An 18144-nucleotide genomic window follows, 5' to 3' on the forward strand; every position below is an offset into this window, starting at 1 on the left:
CCGGATGTTCAGTGGGAATCAACGATGCTTGTCTATTGGCTGGATATTATTGGCACAGCTGTCTTCGCGATCTCCGGCGTACTGCTGGCCGGAAAACTGCGTATGGACCCATTCGGCGTGCTGGTGTTAGGGGTAGTGACGGCGGTAGGCGGCGGGACCATCCGCGACATGGCGCTGGCGAATGGCCCGGTATTCTGGGTCAAAGATCCCACCGATCTGGTGGTGGCGATGGTCACCAGCATGCTGACCATCCTGCTGGTCCGCCAGCCTCGCCGGCTGCCGAAATGGATCCTGCCCGTTCTTGATGCCGTCGGTCTGGCGGTGTTTGTCGGCATTGGCGTCAATAAAGCTTTTCTCGCTGGCAGCGGCCCGCTGGTCGCGGTGTGCATGGGGGTGGTGACCGGCGTCGGCGGCGGGATTATTCGCGACGTGCTGGCGCGGGAAATTCCTATGATTCTGCGTACCGAAATCTACGCCACCGCCTGTATCGTCGGCGGTATTGTCCACGCCACGGCACACGACACCTTTCATCTCTCGCTGGAGAATTCGGCAATGATGGGGATGGTGGTCACCCTGGTAATTCGTCTGGCGGCTATTCGCTGGCATCTGAAGCTGCCGACGTTTGCCCTGGACGATAACGGTCGGTAATAAAAGCAAAACGGTAACCTTAAGGTTACCGTTTTTAGGGTTTGCTCCCTCCCGCTGGGGGAGAACTCGCTTTAAACGCTGAACGAGGAGCCGCAGCCGCAGGTGCTTTTCGCGTTCGGATTGGTCACGATAAAGCGCGAACCTTCCAGCCCTTCGGTATAGTCGACCGAGCCGCCGACCAGATACTGCAGGCTCATCGGGTCAACCACCAGGCCGACGCCCTGTTTCTCAATGGTCATATCCCCTTCGTTCACCTGATCGTCAAAGGTGAAGCCATACTGGAAACCGCTGCAACCGCCGCCGGTGATATACACGCGCAGTTTCAGGTTCGGATTATCTTCATCCGCAATCAGGTGTTTTACTTTATTGGCTGCGGCTTCGGTAAACTCCAGCGGCAACGCTACGTCATCACTCATTTTCTGCTCCCATTGATACTTCCGGCCGGTTAAAGAATAACCGGACCTTTTGAGCCATTATCTAATACCCTGGTAAATCGTTCAAGTATTCTCCCGGGGAGCCTGCTGCGCTTTTGCCGCCTGCTCGGCTTCCTGCTTCGCCAGAGTACGCTGCAGAATGGTCGAATACAAAGGCTTACCGCCGAGGAATTGCGCCAGTAGTGTTGCGCCAAGGCAGGTAATAATCATTGGCAAAATGAGCTGATAGTTATCGGTCATCTCCAGCACCAGCACGATCCCGGTCAGCGGCGCACGCACCGAGGCGGCGAGCAGCGCCCCCATGCCGGCAATCGCGAAGGTGCCCGCATCGAGATGGTAGGCCGGAAACAGCGGAATAGCCGCCATGCCGAACGCCGTGCCCAGCAGCGTGCCGAGCGCCAACATAGGCGCGAAAATGCCCCCTGGCGCGCCGGAAGAGAAGCAGATCAGCGTGGTCAACACGCGGGCAATAAAGATAAACAGCAGCAGTCCGACGGAGAAGTTACCGGCAGCGGCGATAGGGATCAAGTTAAAGCCACCGCCCACCGCGGAGGGCTGCATCAGCCCCAGCAGACCGCAGAGCCCGCCGATTAATCCGCCAATCAACACCCATTTTTTGATGTTGCCGCCGTGGATGCGCTGGAACAGATCCTGAGTGCGCAGCACCAGAAAATTAAACAGCGGGCCAAAGCAGCCAAACAGCATGCCCAGCACCAGATACAGCCATAGGGTATTTACCGGGGCGTTGCTTAGTTTACCCACCTCAATGATCGCCGCTTCGCCGTTGAAAATGCGAAACACAATGCTCGACATGATCACGCCGGTAAACACCGCTTTAATGGAGATCAGGTTGTAGCGGAACTGCGGGCGCATCTCTTCGATGATAAACAGAATACCGGCCAGCGGCGCATTAAAGGCCGCCGAAAGCCCCGACGCCGCACCGGTCGCCAACAACGTATGCCGCGCTTCCGGACTGCGCATGCGGAAAACGTCCAGCACCATGCGCCCAATGTTGCCGCCAAGCTGTACCATCGGTCCTTCACGACCCAGCACCATCCCGGCGCCAAGGGTCCCCATGCCGCCAACGAATTTCACCGGCAGCACGCGCCACCAGCGCACCGGCCGCAGCTCCTCCAGCGCGCCCTCAATTTCCGGAATCCCGGAGCCGCCGGCCTCCGGCGCAAAGCGACGCACCAGAAAATAGCCGACCATCGCCAGCAGCGCCGACAGGATAAACGCCAGCGGCCAGACCAGATACCAGTGGTCCGCCACCTGCGCCAGCGCGCCGATCCGCTGGTTCTGCACCCAGTTCACGCTCTTTTCAAAGGCGACGCCCACCAGCCCCGCCAGCGTGCCGACCACTGCCGCCATAAACAGCACCGCCAGCGGCGTTTTATCGCGTTGAATCAGACGGCGCACCGCATCGCCGCGACGCACCCGCACAAACTGATGTGCTTCAAAAGAGGGAGTTTCTGCTTTCATGCCGTTATCAATTATTGGTAATACAAATGAAGAGAGCGGCATTTTAGCCGTCCCGGCGCGCTGCGTCGTCAAAAAAATGCCCTTGCGGCACATTGTTTCAATTGGGCAAAACTTTCATAACCATCCTGGAATAACTTAGAATAGCCGATAAAACATTTTTCACGAACCAGGACCCTGGCCATGAGCAAATCTGAAAATCTGTACCACGCTGCGCGCGAACTGATCCCCGGCGGCGTTAACTCGCCGGTGCGCGCTTTCACCGGTGTCGGCGGCACACCGCTGTTTATCGAACGCGCGGATGGCGCTTACCTCTATGACGTGGATGGGAAAGCCTATATCGATTATGTCGGTTCCTGGGGTCCGATGGTGCTGGGCCACAACCACCCGGCTATCCGCAATGCGGTGATCGAGGCGGCATCCCGCGGCCTGAGCTTTGGCGCGCCGACCGAAATGGAAGTGAAAATGGCGGCCCTGGTGACCGAGCTGGTGCCGACCATGGATATGGTGCGGATGGTGAACTCCGGTACCGAAGCCACCATGAGCGCCATTCGCCTGGCGCGCGGATTCACCGGTCGCGACAAAATCATTAAGTTCGAAGGCTGCTACCACGGCCATGCCGACTGCCTGCTGGTGAAAGCCGGTTCCGGCGCGTTGACCCTCGGCCAGCCGAACTCGCCGGGCGTCCCGGCCGATTTCGCCAAACATACCCTGACCTGCACTTATAACGACCTCGCCTCGGTGCGCGCGGCGTTCGAGCAGTATCCGCAGGAGATCGCCTGCATCATCGTCGAGCCGGTGGCCGGAAATATGAACTGCATTCCGCCGCAGCCGGAATTCCTGCCGGGCCTGCGCGCCCTGTGCGACGAATTTGGCGCCCTGCTGATTATCGACGAAGTGATGACCGGCTTCCGCGTGGCGCTGGCAGGCGCTCAGGCTTACTACGGCGTGGAGCCGGATCTGACCTGTCTGGGGAAAATCATCGGCGGCGGGATGCCGGTAGGTGCCTTCGGCGGCCGCCGTGAGGTAATGGACGCTCTGGCGCCCACCGGTCCGGTCTATCAGGCGGGCACCCTCTCCGGCAACCCGATCGCCATGGCGGCTGGCTTCGCCTGCCTGAACGAAGTGGCGCAGCCGGGGGTCCATGAAACCCTGACTGAACTGACTAACCAGCTGGCGCAAGGCCTGCTGGATGCGGCGCGTGACGCTGGGATCCCGCTGGTGGTCAATAACGTCGGCGGCATGTTCGGCATCTTCTTTACCGATGCCGAAACCGTCACCTGCTATCAGGACGTGGTGAAGTGCGACGTTGAACGCTTCAAGCGCTTCTTCCATCTGATGCTGGAGGAAGGCGTGTACCTGGCGCCGTCAGCGTTTGAGGCCGGCTTTATGTCCGTGGCCCACAGCGAAGAAGATATCGACAACACCATCGACGCCGCGCGTCGGGTATTTGCCAAGCTGTAAGGTGCTTGAATGCCTGGTGGCGCAGGGATTTTCCCGGAGGAGGCGCATTGCGCCTTATCCGGGGCTACCAAATCGCACAGCGCTGTAGCCCCGGTAAGCGATAGCGCCACCGGGGATGTTGAAGCCATCCAGGACCGTTAGCGACTCTGCTTTCTCAGCAAATAAATAAAGTAAGGCGCGCCGATAAAGGTCGACAGTAGCCCCGCCGGGATCTGATACGGGAACATCATCATCCGTCCGCACCAGTCGGCGAAGACCAGCAGCAGCCCGCCAGTCAGCCCTGAAATCACCATATGCGGTAGGGTTCGCCGGAAGCCCATCATCCGCGCGATATGCGGCGCCATCAGCCCGACAAAGCTCAGCGGGCCGATGGTCAGCGTCGCCGCCGCCGTCAGGCAGGCCGCCAGCAGCAGCAGAACAATCCGCGATGACGTCAGCGCCATGCCCACCGCTCGCGCCGCCTCCCCGCCCAGCGGCAGGATGGTTAACCAGCGACGACAGAGCGGCGCCAGCGCCAGCAGCGCCAGCATTACCGCGCCGCTACGCACTACCCTCTCCGGCGTCGCACTATATGTCGACCCCGAGATCCACGTCAGGATCTGCGCCATACGCGGATCGCCGCTGGCCTGCAGCATCATCAGCAGCATAGTGAAGGCGGTGCTCAGCGCCATCCCCGCCAGCAGCATCCGATGCGGCGAGAAGCCGCCGCGCCCGGCGGCGAGCATAATGATCAGCAAGGTGGCCGCCGCGCCAAGGCTGCCGGCCGGCAGCAGCCAGCCAAAGGCGTCGCCAGGCACGAAGAACAGCATCAGCACCACGCCAAAAGCCGCGCCGGAGCTGATGCCCAGCACTTCCGGGCTGGCCATCGGGTTGCCGGTCAGGCGCTGGATAATACAGCCGGCGACCGCCAGCATGACCCCGGCGAACAGGGCCGACAGTACCCGCGGCCAGCGCCAGGGCAGGAGTTGCTCCAGCAGATCGCCGTGGGCCCACAGCCAGCCGTGGGCATCGCGACCAAAGGCCAGCGCCACGCTCACCGCCAGCAGCAGCAACGCGACGCCTGCGAGAACAAACCATTGCACATAATAGCGCTCAGGCTGCACATTATCGCCGCCGTTCATCACCGGGGCGCTGATGCTGCGCAACCGCGGCAGCAGCCACAGCAGCAGCGGCGCGCCAATCAGGGCGGTGACCGAGCCAGTGGAGACTTCCCGCCATACCCGGCTCAGCCAGAGGATCACCTGATCGGAAAGCCACAGGAGCAGCGCGCCGATCAGCGCCGCCAGCAGCAGCCGCGCCAGCAGCCGACGGGCGCCAAGCATTTTCGCCAGCAGCGGCGCGAACAGGCCGATAAAGCCGATAATCCCTACCGCGTTCACCAGCAGCGCGCTGATGACGATCGCCAGCGTCAGGGCGCCGAGGCGCGCCAGGGACAGCGCCAGCCCGAGGTTACGCGCCACCCCGTCATCGAGCCCCATCAGGGTCAGCGGCCGCAGCAGCAGCAAGGTGAGTATTGCCCCGCCAAGCAGCTGCGGCCACAGGCGCTGCGCCACGCTCCAGTCGGTCTGCGTCAGCGTCCCGGTGCTCCACAGGAACATGCTTTGCAGCTGGTCGTGATGGAAAATCACCATCAGCTGGTTAAGCGCGCCACAGTAAAGGCTGACCACCAGCCCCGCCAGGATCAGCGTTACCGGCGACAGGCGCTTGCCCCACGAGACGCCAAACACCAGCGCGCCCACCAGGCTGGCCCCGGCCAGCGCGGCGAATTGCGACGCCAGCACGCCGGGAATAGCCCATAACGTGGTGACCGTTATCCCCAGCTGCGCGCCGGTGGCGACGCCAAGGGTGGTCGGTTCCGCCAGCGGATTACGCAGCACCTGCTGGAACAGGACGCCAACCAGTCCCAGCCCGGCGCCCACCAGCAGCGCAACAGCCAGTCTCGGTAACAAACTGTAATGAAACAACATTTGGGCGATATCATCGACATCCGGCTGCCACAGCGCCTGCCGCCACTGCGCATAGGGCAAGGCGACATTGAGGTTGACGATGCTCAGCGCGAAGGCGACGCCCAGCAGCCCGGCCAGCAGGATAATAGCTAACGGCGAGAGACGCGTATTCATGCCGGTCTCCCCTGGGCATCAGCCAGCACGCGGGCAAAATGCATCGCTGACAGCGTCGCGCCGTAGAACCAAACCGCCGGAACGCGCTGGAAGCGGCCCGCGCGCACGAAGGGCATCGCCTGCCAGAGCGGCGTCGCCAGCAGTTGAGCCATATCTCGCTCATTGCCATGGTCGAAACAGATGACATCGGCTTCGTTAAATGCCGCCAGCCTGTCGATGCCAACGCTAACGCTTCCCCAGAATGCCGCTTCGCCGTGCCAGGCGTTTTTAATACCAAAGCGATCAAGCACCTCCTGGAACAGGCAGTTTTCGCCAAACACCAGCACGTGGCGGGGATCGAGCAGAGAGATCATCAGCAGCGGACGATCGCCGCGCCCGGCAAAACGCGGACGCAGGCTCTCCATCAGCGCGTCGAACTCCGCCAGATGGCGCTTCGCCTGCTGCGTTTTGCCCAGCAGATCGGCCATTTCCAGTAGCGAACGCTGGGCCATCGCCAGCGGCCGTTTGCCGTCGCTGAAGGTGAAACCGCGGCCGGGCGCGATACGCGCCAGCTTCTCCGGCGACGGGCCGTAGCCCGCCGACCAGACGATAAACGACGGTTTCATCTGCGTCAGCAGTTCAAGGTTGGGTTCGGTACGCAGACCAACATCGATCACCGAGTCGGGCAGCGCGGGTTCGTTCACCCACAAGCGATAGTTGGGAATATCGGCCACGCCATAGGGCGTCACGCCGAGCGCCAGCAGCAGCTCCGCGGGCAGCCACTCCAGGGCGACCACGCGCTGCGGGTCGACGTCGGCCGCCTGCGCGCCGCGCATCTGCCACAGCAGCGGCGAGAGCGCCATCGCGATCAGCAGGCGGCGTCGGGTTATCAGAGTTGGGTTCATCATCAATAGACAAAGCTTACCGGCGCCGCACCGGCCGGGTGTGGCAGGATCCCCATCGGGATGCCGTAGATCTGTTCCAGAGTGTCGCTGCGCATCAGTTCCGCCGGCGTCCCCTGAGCAATCATTTCTCCGCCGCGCAGGGCCACCAGATAGTCGCAATAGCGGGCCGCCATATTAATATCGTGCAGGACGGCGATCACCGTCAGGCCGCGCTGCTGGCTGAGACGATGCACCAGCGCCAGAACATCGACTTGATGAGCAATATCCAGCGCCGAGGTGGGTTCATCGAGCAGCAGGCAGCGACTGTCCTGCGCCACCAGCATGGCGATCCACGCCCGCTGGCGTTCACCGCCGGAGAGGCTGTCCACCAGACGATGAGCGAGCGGCTTCAGCCCCACCAGCGCAATCGCCTCTTCTACTTTCTCACGATCCGCTGCGCCAAAGCGACCCAGCGCGCCGTGCCATGGATAGCGGCCGATCGCCACCAGCTCGCGCACCGTCATACCTTCGGCCGGCGGCAGCTGCTGCGGCAGATAGGCCACTTTGCGGGCAAAGGCTTTGCTGCCCCAGCTCTCCAGCGGCTGCCCGTCCAGCAGCACTTCGCCTGCGGAGGGCGGCTGATGACGGCCAAGCATTTTCAGTAACGTCGATTTGCCGGAGCCATTATGGCCGATCAGGCCTGTGACTTTTCCGGTCGGGAAGGTGAGCGAGAGCGGATGGAGCAATGTGCGGCCAGGCACACGGAAAGTGACGCGATCCAGCGCGAAGGTGGTTTCTGCGTGCGGAGTCTGTTCCTGCATAGCGATAACCTGATAGAGGGCGCGGCGAACCGCGCCCGTAGGTGGTTAGAAACGGAAGGTGGCGGTGGCGACGACCTGACGTCCGGCGCCCCAGTAGCAGGCGTATTCGCTGTAGCAACTGGAGACATATTCGCGGTCGAACAGGTTGTTGACGTTGACGCCGACCGACGATCCCGGCAGGCCAAAGCGCGCCAGATCGTATTTCACCGTCGCATCCATCAGCGCATAACCGGCCACACTAAAGGCATCATTTTTCTTACCGGTGCTGGTGTCATTTTTGTAGTAGCTGACCGTTGAACCGATATAGCGCGCCCCGGCCCCAATCGTCAGACCGCTCAGCGCGGTTTCGTGGAAGGTATAATCCGCCCACAGGGAGGCCATGTTACGCGGCACTTCCGCCGGACGTTTGCCGTTGAACACCGTATCGTGAGTGTACTCCGCATCGGTGTAGCTGTAGGCTGCGGTGACGTTAATATTGGCGTTCACCGCCGCCTTCGCCTCCAGCTCAAGGCCGCGGGAGCGGATCTCGCCGGTCTGGATGCTGAACGCCTGGTTAGCCGGATCAGCCGTCAGGTTCTTGTCTTTGGTCAGCTGATAGACCGCCGCGGTGACCACCACCGGCATATCTTTCGGCACGTATTTCACGCCGGCTTCATACTGCTTACCGCGCGACGGATCGAACGGCTGGCCGCGGCTGTTGGAACCCGATACCGGTTCAAACGATTCGCTGTAGCTGAAGTACGGCGAGATGCCGTTATCGAACAGGTAGTTGATGCCGCCGCGCCAGCTGAACTGCTGGTCGTGATTCTCCGCCAGGCTGTTGGTGGCGCGGGTTAACGTTGAGGTCGTGGCGTAATCGTAACGGCCGCCCAGGGTCATCACCCATTTATCCCACTCCATCTGATCCTGCGCGTACAGGCCGGTCTGCTCCATCCGGTTGAGGACCGCGTACGGGAAGGTGACCTGAATATTCGGATTGCCGTACTGCGGATTGCTCATACTGATAGGATCCGCCGTCCCGTAGTCGGCATCCACATCGTTACGCATCCGCGAGTAGTCCACGCCGGTCAGCAGCGTATGGCTGACCGCACCGGTGGCGAAATCAGACTGCAGCTGGGTATCGACGGTGAAGGTGTTCAGGTGCTCGTCGGAGCGCACGTAGGCGCGATTCATGTAGCCCGGCGCGACATAGCCGTTGCCGTATACGGAACGATAGAGCGTATGCACATCGGCATAGCGCAGGTTCTGCCGCACGGTAAAGGTGTCATCGAACTGATGGGAGAAGCTGTAGCCCACCATCTTCTGGCGGCGGGAGATTTTATTATCGGACTCGCCTTCGTTGAAATCGGTCGGCAGCTTGTGCGCCTTACCGTTGGCGTCGTAATACGGCACCACGGTGCCTTCGCGCGGCAGCCAGCCGTAGTAGCCCGCATCCGGGTCATTCTGGAAGTTGCTCAGGAAGGTGAAGTCGGTTTTATCGTCCGGACGCCAGCTAAAGGAGGGCGCCACCGCGTAGCGAGTCGATTTCGCCATCTGCTGCTGGGCATCCTGACTGCGGCCAAGGCCGGTCAGGCGATACGACCAAACGCCGGCATCATCAATGGCGTCGCTAAAGTCAAACCCGGTCTGCCACAGATTGTCGGTGCCCATCTTAAACTGCACTTCTTTCAGCGGCTCGGTAGTCGGGCGCTTGCTGACCATGCTGACGATACCGCCCGGGTTGCTGTTGCCGTACAGCACCGAGGTTGGCCCGCGCATCACTTCCACACGCTCGAGGAAGTAAGGATCCATGGAGACTTCAGAGTAGTTATTCCCCTGCAGCTTCATGCCGTCCAGATACTGGTTGGTGTTGACGGTCGTCGAGGTGGTGAAGCCGCGAATGGTGACCACGTCATAGGTGGTCGAACTGCCGCGAGTGGAGAAGACGCTGGGCGTATAGGAGAGCGCCTCTTTTACCGTCGTCGGCTGGCGCATCTCCATCTCCTGGCGCGTCACCACCGACACAGACTGCGGCGTTTTTTCAATCGGGGTATCGGTTTTGGTCGCCGTGGCGGAGCGTTTTGCCGCGATAGTCGGCGCCGGTCCCCAGGCGCTTTCCTGGGCGGCCGGGGCGGCAACGACGGTGATGGTTTCTTCTTGCTTCGGTTGTTCTGCTGCCTGTGCGTAGACAGACATGCCGCTAACCGCCGTGGCTACTACAGCTGCGACTTTACGCAGCGAGTGATTTGGCTGAGCAGTTTTTGGACGCGCCATGGGTATATCTCTGATGAAAGTGAATGATAACGTAAACGAGAATTATTATTATGACGGGCGATATAATAGGCGAAACGTCGAAGGCAAGGCAAGCGATATGCCTGTCGCCGCCGGTCGAAGGCTGAATTAATAACCAGATAGTTATTATGGAGTTAAAGAGCCGTTAACTTTTTTACAGGCATAAAAAACCCCTTAATACTTTCGTATTAAGGGGTCTGGTCGTGCGGTCAAAATCAGTTACTGCCGAACATATCCTTGATCCAGCCCGCGACGCCGTCGCTCTTTTCCTGCTGCTTCGGCGGCTGTTGCTGCTGTTGCTGCTGCGGCGGCGGTTGCTGCCCGGACTGATTAAACGGATTTTTCGCTTCCTGTTGCTGCAACTGCTGCTGTTGCATCATTTCGCCCTGACGGCACAGCGCATCCGGCTGCGTGGTCCAGACCGGCAGCGAACGCATACCGCCGCTGCAGACGAAGTTGCCGTTGCTGTCCACGCCCATATCAACCACGTCTTCCGGCACCGTCAGCACCAGCGGCGTTGGCGTCTGGTTCGCCAGATAGCGCTGGTAAATCGACATCGCGCCGCTGGCTCCGTACAGTTTGGTCGGCTGGTTATTGTCGCGCCCCACCCAGGTGATGGTCACCTGACTACCGTCGATGCCGGCGAACCAGGTATCGACGTTATTGTTGGTGGTCCCGGTTTTCCCCGCCAGATGCAGGCCCGGATACTTCGCCCCCAGCTGACGCCCCGTACCGCGCTGCACCACCTGCTGCATAGTCCACAGCGTCATGTAGGCCGCCTGGGCAGGCACCGCGCGCTCCGCCTGCGGATAGCTCTGGTAGAGCACAGTGCCATCTTCGGCAATCACTGACCGCAGCGCGGAAAGCGGCGCACGGTTCCCACCGCTGGCGATGGTCTGGAAGGCCTGGGCCACTTCAATCGGCGTCAGGTTCAGCGCGCCAAGCAGCATCGACGGCACCGCGTTGAGCTGATTCTTCGGCGCCCCCAGTTTAGTCCAGGTATCGACTACCGCCGGCAAGCCCAGCGCCATCCCGAGGTTAACCGTCGGGACGTTCATCGAGCGAGTCAGGGCATCGACCAGCATCACCTGACCGCTGAAACGACGATCGTCGTTCTGCGGGGACCACGTCTGACCGTTGGACAGGCGAATCGTCACCGGCGCATCGGCGATCCAGGTATTCAGGCGATACTGATTCGGCTGGCTCAGCGCGGTCAGATAGGTCGCCGGCTTGGCCAGAGAACCAATCGATCGGCGGGCCTGCATCGCGCGGTTATAACCGGCGAACTGCGGCTCCGCGCCGCCGACCATCGCCCGCACTTCGCCGGTGAAGCGGTCAACCACCACCATGGCGGTTTCCAGGTCTGCCAGCTTACGCTGTTTCTTCAGAACCGGGATCCCTTCGGAGGCCGCTTTTTCCGCCGCATCCTGCGCCACCGAGTCGAAAGTGGTGAAGATCTTCACGCCGGAGAGATCTTTCACTTTATCGCCCAGCTTCGCCTGCAGTTCCTGACGAACCATCTGCATAAACGCCGGCTGCGGTGAAATCACCCCGCCGCGCGGCTGCACGCCCAGCGGACGGGCGCTGAGCATGTCGTACAGCTCCTGGTCGATAACCTGCTGCTGCTGCAGCAGACGCAGCACCAGATTGCGTCGTTCAAGGGCCAGTTTCGGGTTACGCCACGGGTTATAGACCGACGCCCCTTTCACCATCCCCACCAGCAGCGCCTGCTGGTCGAGGCTCAGCTCTTCCACCGGACGGCCGAAGTAATACAGGCTGGCCAGCGGGAAGCCGCGAATTTCGTTATCGCCGCTCTGGCCGAGGTACACCTCGTTCATATACAGCTCAAGGATGCGATCCTTGCTGTAGCGGGCGTCGACGATCAGCGCCATATACGCTTCGTTGGCTTTACGCCAGTAGGAGCGTTCGCTGGAGAGGAACAGGTTTTTCACCAGCTGTTGGGTCAGGGTACTCGCCCCCTGCACCGTTCGGCCTGCCGTCAGGTTCGCCAGCACCGCGCGGCCGATGGAGTAGAGACTGATCCCATCGTGCTCATAGAAGTGGCGGTCTTCGGTCGCCAGCAGGGTATCCACCAGCAGATCGGGGAAGCCGCTGCGCTTCACGAACAGGCGCTGCTCGCCGTTCGGCGACTGCAGCATGGTGATAAGACGCGGATCGAGGCGGAAGAAACCGAACTGGCGGTTATTATCCATATTCTCGATGGTCTCAAGATGGTCGCCGTCGAAGGTAAGACGCGCGCGCACCTGCCCTTCCTTACTGTCCGGGAAATCGAACGGACGACGGATCATCTCGATGCTGTTAGCCTGCACGGTATATTCGCCGGGGCGCGTCATCGCGCTGACCTGGCGATACTGCGTGGCGTTGAGCAGACGCACCATCTCGTTTTTGCTGATCTGCATGTCCGGCTCAAGGTTGACCATCCGGCCATAGACCGCGGCCGGCAGCTCCCAGACTTTACCGTCAATGCGGCTGCGGATTTTCTGGTCGAGGTAGACGCCATAGGCGGCAATCAGCACCGCGAAGACAATCCCCAGCTTGACCAGCAGCCACAGCCAGCTGCGCTTCCGACGAGGCTTGCCACCTTTGCCTTTGGCTTTTCTCGGCACCGGTTTCTCATCCTCATAATCATCGTCATCATACTCGTCGTCGTAGTCCTCTTCCCGGACCCGGCGACGGGTGACTTTCTGTTTAGTCGGACGTGAGGGTCTTCCCTTACGTCCGATAGGCTCGCGGTCATCTCCCGCCATGCTTTTTCTCCGCAACGTTCAGGCGCAAAGGCCTGATTCTCAATACTTCCCCTGTTCAGAGGAAGAAGAAATCTCTCAAATTAACGTCCAGGCTGCTTATCCTTCGGACGACAACCTGCTGGCAGGCAGGACGCGCCGCCAGCCTTTCAGAGGGTTGGCTTGCTTCATGTTACATGATACTAACAATAAAAATTCACCATAAAATCATTGGGTTAAACGCATCATCGGCAGAATAAGTCAGAACATAGCACGTAATGTTCAGGGCATACAGGATAGCACTAAAATGCGACATTCTTAACCAGCATTTTACCTCCTGCGCACGTAACAAGATGGGAAAGAGTATGTTTTTTAATAACATAAAAAACGGCGCGCTTCCTGCCGGTCAACGCAGTGGCATCATCCGCGGATGAAAATATATTTTCCCAGCGCCAACGTTTATTATTGATAAAAGTAAAGTCGATTTAGCGCCTTTCCGTTGATAAAAATGAGAGCCTGTTAACATTTATGCAGAATAATATTTTATGATGACACCAGGTAAATATTTGTTAAACTAGCGGCCAGTGATTCATTATTTTGATTACTCTATGATGCGTATTCCGCTTATATTTCCGCTTTGCATGGTAGCCCTTCTCTCTGGCTGCCAACAAAAACCCGCCTCAACGCTCAGCCCGGCTATCAGCAGCCAGGCGCAGCTCGAGCAGCTCTCGTCCGTGGCGGCCGGGACGCGCTATCTCAAGAATAAATGTAATCGTAGCGATCTCCCCGCTGATGAAACGATATATCGGGCAGCGGTGAATGTCGGTAAAGCGCGCGGATGGGGAAATATTGACGTGGCGACGTTAAGCCAAAATAGCGACCGGCTTTACCAACAGCTATTACAGGACAGTACCCCGGAAGCCACACAGTGCAGTCAATTTAATCGTCAGCTCGCGCCATTTATTGCCAGCTTGCGCAGCGACTAAGCGAAATATCCTCAGCGCGCCGGTTATTGTGCGCGCTTTTATTCCTCTTTCGGCTCCTCGTCAATTTTTCCGCCCGGCCAGTCCTCCAGCGCCGCGAGGGTAAAGGTCGTGCCGTTGAAGCTGAAGATCGTCACATCCTGCTGGATCTGCTCCACCACCAGGTTCGGCAGGGGTGAATCGCCCTCCGTCCACGCTTTGCCGTTTAACACAATGCTGCGCTTTTCCGGTCGCGAGGCATAGACATGGGCGCTGTAGCGCAGAGGCGGCAGCGTATCGCTGTCCACTTCCGGCACCGCGGGCGCGCTGGCTTTTGCCGCCGGCGGCGGCGTCTTTGGCGCGGCCTCTCCGGCAGCGGTTAACGGCAGAAGCGCCGCATGCGCCACCGGCAAGGGCAGCGTTTGCGGCGGTGCCGGGTGACGCCACTGCTCGCCGCCAAACCAGCCGAGCGCGATAAATAATCCGGCGTACAGCGGGATAATCCAGCCGGGGATCTGCACCATCCGACCGCGGCTCACCGGCGCATCATCCAGCGAGGACGGCGGCTGATGCGCCACCAGAGGCGGGATGCCTCTTTCACTGTCATCACGAACAATCACAACCGTCTCCTGTTCCCTCACGATAACGAGAAGGCGCCCTTACGGATGCCCCAGACTGCTGACAAAGTGCAATCTTCAGGAAGTGCCCGGCGGCGCTACGCTTGCGCGGGCCTACAGATAACTGCATAACTGTTTGAAATTGCAATCTTTCGTAGGCCGGGTAAGGCGAAAGCCGCCACCCGACAGAAAGGCGAGCACAATAACGAAACAGGTTTGTCATCAGCCAGAGGCGCCCTTACGGGCGCCCTACGTTATGTTATTTACTGCTCACCGGCAGGCCAGCGCCCTGCGACTCGCCCTGCGGCAACTCGAGAACGGCAACCGACCAGGCCGGCAGCGTGACCGAACCGTCAGCGGCAACCTGCACGCCGCTCGCCAGCGACCGGTCGCCCGCCGCCTGCTGAATAGCGCTCAGCTGGAGCGATGTGCCGGCGAAGTCCTGCAGCGTCCGGCTTTCCGGCGCGGCGTTGATCGCCACCACGATGCCGTCGACACGGCTGTCCAGACTGGCGCCAGCCTGCATCCCGTCATCGATGGTCATCACCAGCAGACCCGTCTGCTGATCGGCGCCAGTATTGCGGAAGTCCACGCGCTTCATCACCGTCGCGCCGTCGCCGAGGGTAAACAGCGGAGACGATTTACGCAGCGCGGTCAGCTCCTGATAAAACGCGGTCATCTGCTTAAGCTCGGCTTCGCCCGGGGTAGCCACCCAGTCCTTCACGCGGGCGATAATGTCATAGTTGCTGCCATCATCGCTGCTGCGCGGCATACCGACGTTGTAGTTGTTGTCCTGCAGGGAGTAGTCCACGCGGTTAAACCAGTCGCCGGAATCATACGAATCGCGGGTAAAGGATTTAGAGCGCAGCAGCTCCGAGCCCTGCTGGTCAAAGGCGATCCCCTGGCCGAGCATCACCGTCGCCAGCGACACCGCCTGCATCCGGACGCGGGTATCGAGATCCGCCTCCTGAGCGGCTTTATAGCTGATCATGTCCCACAGCGTCTGGTTATCGTGTTTTGACACATAGTTCACGACTTCCGTCGGATCAGCCGCATAGCCGCCTGGCGCGCCGTTATAGTCAATCTCGCTGCCTCTCTTCACCGCGCCGTCTTTGTCGATCAGCACAAAGTCCGCAAGGTTACCGGCCATGCCGAGACGGGTCAGATCGGCGAGGTGGCGCGCCTGATCGTCGCTCAGGGTGGTCAGCTCATTCGGCAGAACGCCAGCCCCGCTGCCCACGCCCTGGTTCTGGCGTAATGCGTCACCGGAGTCGAACGGCCCGCCGCCGCGCACGGCGTCGCGCAGACGATCGGAGAACGTGCCGATCCCGGTGCCTTTGAGATTGATTTGCGAGGCAATTTCAAAGCGATCGCTCTGGTTGGAATCCCAGCCTTCGCCAAAGAAGTAGATATCCGGGTTCAGCGCTTTAATGCGTTCCCAGGCCGAGAGGATCTGCGCTTTCGGGTGGTAGCCCATCAGGTCGAAGCGGAAGCCATCGATCTTATAATCGGTGGTCCATACCGCCAGTGAATCGGCGATAAGCTTGGCGAACATCCGGTGCTCTGGCGCCGAGTCGGAGCAACAGGTAGCCGATTCCACGCTGCCGGTGGTTTCGTTCAGACGCTGGTAGTACCAGGGGACGATCTTATCCAGTACCGAGGTGCGATCGGTCGGGCCGGCGGCGTTGGTGTGGTTGTACACCACGTCCATAATGACGTTCATTCCCAGATCCTGCTTGATCGCCTGAATCATGGTGCGGAACTCTTTAATGCGCGCCGTGCCTTCCGGATCGGTGGCGTAGGATCCTTCCGGCACCGTGTAGTGGAACGGATCGTAGCCCCAGTTATAGGAGTCGGTCTGCGCCACCAGCGTATTCAACGCCTGCACCTGCGGGTTATCCTTACTGTCGTTCTGCTTCAGCTGGGTCAGCACCTCTTCGACCGTCGAACCGCTGTCGCAATAGCCCGCGAACTCGCTGCTCTTCACCGCGCTGTTGATCTCGCACAGGCGACTGAACGGCTGCTGAATATCGGCGACTTTGTCGCTGAACTCATTGACCGTCGCCAGATCGAAGACCGGCAGCAGCTCAATATGGGTCACGCCCGAGGCCGACAGCTGTTTCAGATGCTGGACCATATTGCTCTCCTGGGCGGTGAGCGCCAGATACTTACCGCGCAGTTCGGCGGGAACGGTTTGATCCCAGGCAGAGAGATCGCGAATATGCGACTCGTGGATCGTCATTTTCGCCAGGTCGGCTTTGGTTTTCTGCGCGTGCGGCATCGTCAGCCCGTCCCAGCCTTCCGGCTTCAGCGCGCTGTCGTTCAGATCGACCACCTGGCTGTACTCCGAGTTGGTCGACAAACTGTGGGCGTAGGGATCGGTCACTTCGTACTGCTCGACTTTACGCGACTGCGGGTGGTAGACCGTCATCGCGTAGCGGTAGAAGGCGCCCTTCAGGTCGCTTCCCCCCTGCCAGGACCAGGCGCCGGAGGCGCTGTCGCGGGTCATCGGGTGACTGGCTATCACTTTCTTGTCCGCGCTATAGATCACCAGCTCGACCTGCTGCGCCGTGGGTGCCCAGACGCGGAAGGTCACGCCGCTATCGGTTAGCTGGGCGCCGTAGCTCAGCGCCTCGGCGGCGGCGGCATAGGTATCGTCCAGCACGCCGGCGGTCTGTACCTGGGTGGCGGAGCTCAGGATCCCGTCGCTTTCGGCGGATATCGCCACCGTCTCGCCCTGCAGCAATTCATCGACGTTGACATCATCCGGCAGCTTAAAGGCAGGATAGCTGGCGAGATGCGGGAAGCGCATGCTCACCTGCTGACTGACGGTGGTGGGAGTCAGCTTGACATACTTATCGGTAAATTCGCCGTTACTGTCGGCGGCCACCTTACTGCTGTGGCTGTAATAGAGGCGCACAATGGGTTTATTTTCCCCGCCCGGCCACAGCAGGGTGGTTTTATCGACCCAGTGCGCATCGGCCAGCGCCACGCCAAAGGCGGCGCGGAAGGCGTCGGCGCGGGAGTCATAGACCGCGCTGTTGCCAGCGATGACCGATACCGTCCGATCGGTGAAATCACTGAAAGAGACGCGCAGGTCGCTGTCGATAAGCTTATTGGTGCCATCGCGGACGATAACGTTGATGCATCCGCTCTCTTTAGTCAGCGGGATCACCCAGTAAGGGCCATATTTGTCGCTGCCGGTCGGCGTGGTGCTGACATCATTCCAGTCAGCCACCGGCGCGCTCAGCGCGTCACAGGTTTCGTTGTTCCATAAATAGAGGTTTTTCGTCGCATAGTCGGCCGGCGTGCTGCTGGTGATGCCGGCGATATCGACGAGATGAATGACAGCCTGCCTGGCGGAAGCCTGCACCGCTTCGCCTGGGACGGCAACGTCCGGTAAGCGGACGACGACATCCTGCGGGTCGGGCGTGCCGGGAGTGCCTGGGTTGCCAGGATTGCCTGGTGAACCCGGTGAGCCAGAGGTAGAAGAGGAAGAGCTGTTATCACAGCCACTCAATAATACTAACGATCCAAGAAATAGGGCATGACAGGTATATCTGAGCATTCGATAGTCCCTAATATGCTTATTAAATTATAAAAGGTAAGAAAGGATGAATATCTTTACAGCGCGCTAATTAGATATTTTTGCTTTCCCAGGCGCAATCATCCCCCACAAATGAGCGGGGGGCGTAGGAAGCCGGGGGAGTAAATCAATAAA

The 18144-nt window shown here is 60.1% G+C and carries 13 protein-coding genes and 1 pseudogene; 5 read left to right on the plus strand and 9 right to left on the minus strand.

Annotated elements, in window-relative coordinates; translation table 11 throughout:
- Positions 1 to 24: 24 nt before the first annotated feature.
- Positions 25 to 648 (plus strand): TRIC cation channel family protein, encoded by a 624-nt coding sequence (locus tag KB890_RS09775; RefSeq protein WP_004178633.1) that lies wholly within the window; start codon positions 25 to 27, stop codon positions 646 to 648.
- Positions 649 to 719: 71 nt separating this feature from the next.
- On the opposite strand, the gene erpA is transcribed toward KB890_RS09775, so the two are convergent.
- Together erpA and clcA are read right to left on the minus strand one after the other, a co-directional pair.
- Entirely contained in the window at positions 720 to 1064 is a 345-nt protein-coding gene (erpA, locus tag KB890_RS09780) for an iron-sulfur cluster insertion protein ErpA (RefSeq protein ID WP_002889275.1), read from the minus strand.
- 81 nt (positions 1065 to 1145) lie between these two features.
- Positions 1146 to 2564, minus strand: a complete 1419-nt coding sequence (gene clcA / locus KB890_RS09785; RefSeq protein WP_004194884.1) for a H(+)/Cl(-) exchange transporter ClcA — start codon at positions 2562 to 2564, stop codon at positions 1146 to 1148.
- A 180-nt stretch (positions 2565 to 2744) separates the two neighbouring features.
- Here clcA and hemL point away from each other — a divergent pair, with 180 nt between their 5' ends.
- Together hemL and KB890_RS27680 are read left to right on the plus strand one after the other, a co-directional pair.
- Complete coding sequence (gene hemL, locus KB890_RS09790; RefSeq protein ID WP_002889272.1) at positions 2745 to 4025, plus strand: glutamate-1-semialdehyde 2,1-aminomutase; 1281 nt, start codon at positions 2745 to 2747, stop codon at positions 4023 to 4025.
- Between the two features lie 9 nt (positions 4026 to 4034).
- On the plus strand, positions 4035 to 4166 hold the full coding sequence (locus tag KB890_RS27680) for a hypothetical protein (RefSeq protein ID WP_020324422.1): 132 nt from the start codon (positions 4035 to 4037) through the stop codon (positions 4164 to 4166).
- Here KB890_RS27680 and fhuB read toward each other — a convergent pair.
- From fhuB to mrcB, 5 genes are all read right to left on the minus strand, one after another.
- A complete protein-coding gene (fhuB, locus tag KB890_RS09795) occupies positions 4163 to 6145 on the minus strand; it encodes a Fe(3+)-hydroxamate ABC transporter permease FhuB (RefSeq protein ID WP_004178629.1) in 1983 nt (660 codons plus the stop codon). The two genes, KB890_RS27680 and fhuB, sit on opposite strands and share 4 nt — an antisense overlap.
- Positions 6142 to 7032 carry a Fe(3+)-hydroxamate ABC transporter substrate-binding protein FhuD gene (fhuD, locus tag KB890_RS09800; protein ID WP_004178627.1) on the minus strand — a complete coding sequence of 297 codons (891 nt, stop codon included), beginning with the start codon at positions 7030 to 7032 and terminating at the stop codon, positions 6142 to 6144. Before fhuD ends, fhuB begins: the two co-directional genes overlap by 4 nt.
- Positions 7032 to 7829 carry a Fe3+-hydroxamate ABC transporter ATP-binding protein FhuC gene (gene fhuC / locus KB890_RS09805; protein WP_002889212.1) on the minus strand — a complete coding sequence of 266 codons (798 nt, stop codon included), beginning with the start codon at positions 7827 to 7829 and terminating at the stop codon, positions 7032 to 7034. The genes fhuD and fhuC overlap by 1 nt, the downstream gene beginning before the upstream one ends.
- A gap of 45 nt (positions 7830 to 7874) precedes the next feature.
- Complete coding sequence (fhuA, locus tag KB890_RS09810; protein ID WP_004178624.1) at positions 7875 to 10082, minus strand: ferrichrome porin FhuA; 2208 nt, start codon at positions 10080 to 10082, stop codon at positions 7875 to 7877.
- A gap of 233 nt (positions 10083 to 10315) precedes the next feature.
- On the minus strand, positions 10316 to 12868 hold the full coding sequence (mrcB, locus tag KB890_RS09815; RefSeq protein WP_002889208.1) for a bifunctional glycosyl transferase/transpeptidase: 2553 nt from the start codon (positions 12866 to 12868) through the stop codon (positions 10316 to 10318).
- 390 nt (positions 12869 to 13258) lie between these two features.
- On the opposite strand from mrcB, the pseudogene KB890_RS27575 reads away from it, so the two are divergent.
- A pseudogene (locus KB890_RS27575) lies at positions 13259 to 13330 on the plus strand (hypothetical protein); the annotation flags it as partial.
- 125 nt (positions 13331 to 13455) lie between these two features.
- Positions 13456 to 13830, plus strand: a complete 375-nt coding sequence (gspS, locus tag KB890_RS09820; protein WP_004194926.1) for a type II secretion system pilot lipoprotein GspS — start codon at positions 13456 to 13458, stop codon at positions 13828 to 13830.
- 38 nt (positions 13831 to 13868) lie between these two features.
- Here gspS and gspB read toward each other — a convergent pair whose 3' ends face one another.
- Both gspB and pulA read right to left on the minus strand, forming a co-directional pair.
- Positions 13869 to 14426: a type II secretion system assembly factor GspB gene (gspB, locus tag KB890_RS09825; protein WP_004178622.1), complete on the minus strand. Its 558-nt coding sequence runs from the start codon at positions 14424 to 14426 to the stop codon at positions 13869 to 13871.
- 256 nt (positions 14427 to 14682) lie between these two features.
- Positions 14683 to 17991, minus strand: coding sequence for a pullulanase-type alpha-1,6-glucosidase (pulA, locus tag KB890_RS09830; protein ID WP_004178620.1), 3309 nt, complete (start codon positions 17989 to 17991; stop codon positions 14683 to 14685).
- Positions 17992 to 18144 lie beyond the last annotated feature (153 nt).

It is taken from the genome of Klebsiella sp. P1954 (assembly GCF_018199955.1).
GTDB lineage: Bacteria > Pseudomonadota > Gammaproteobacteria > Enterobacterales > Enterobacteriaceae > Klebsiella > Klebsiella pneumoniae.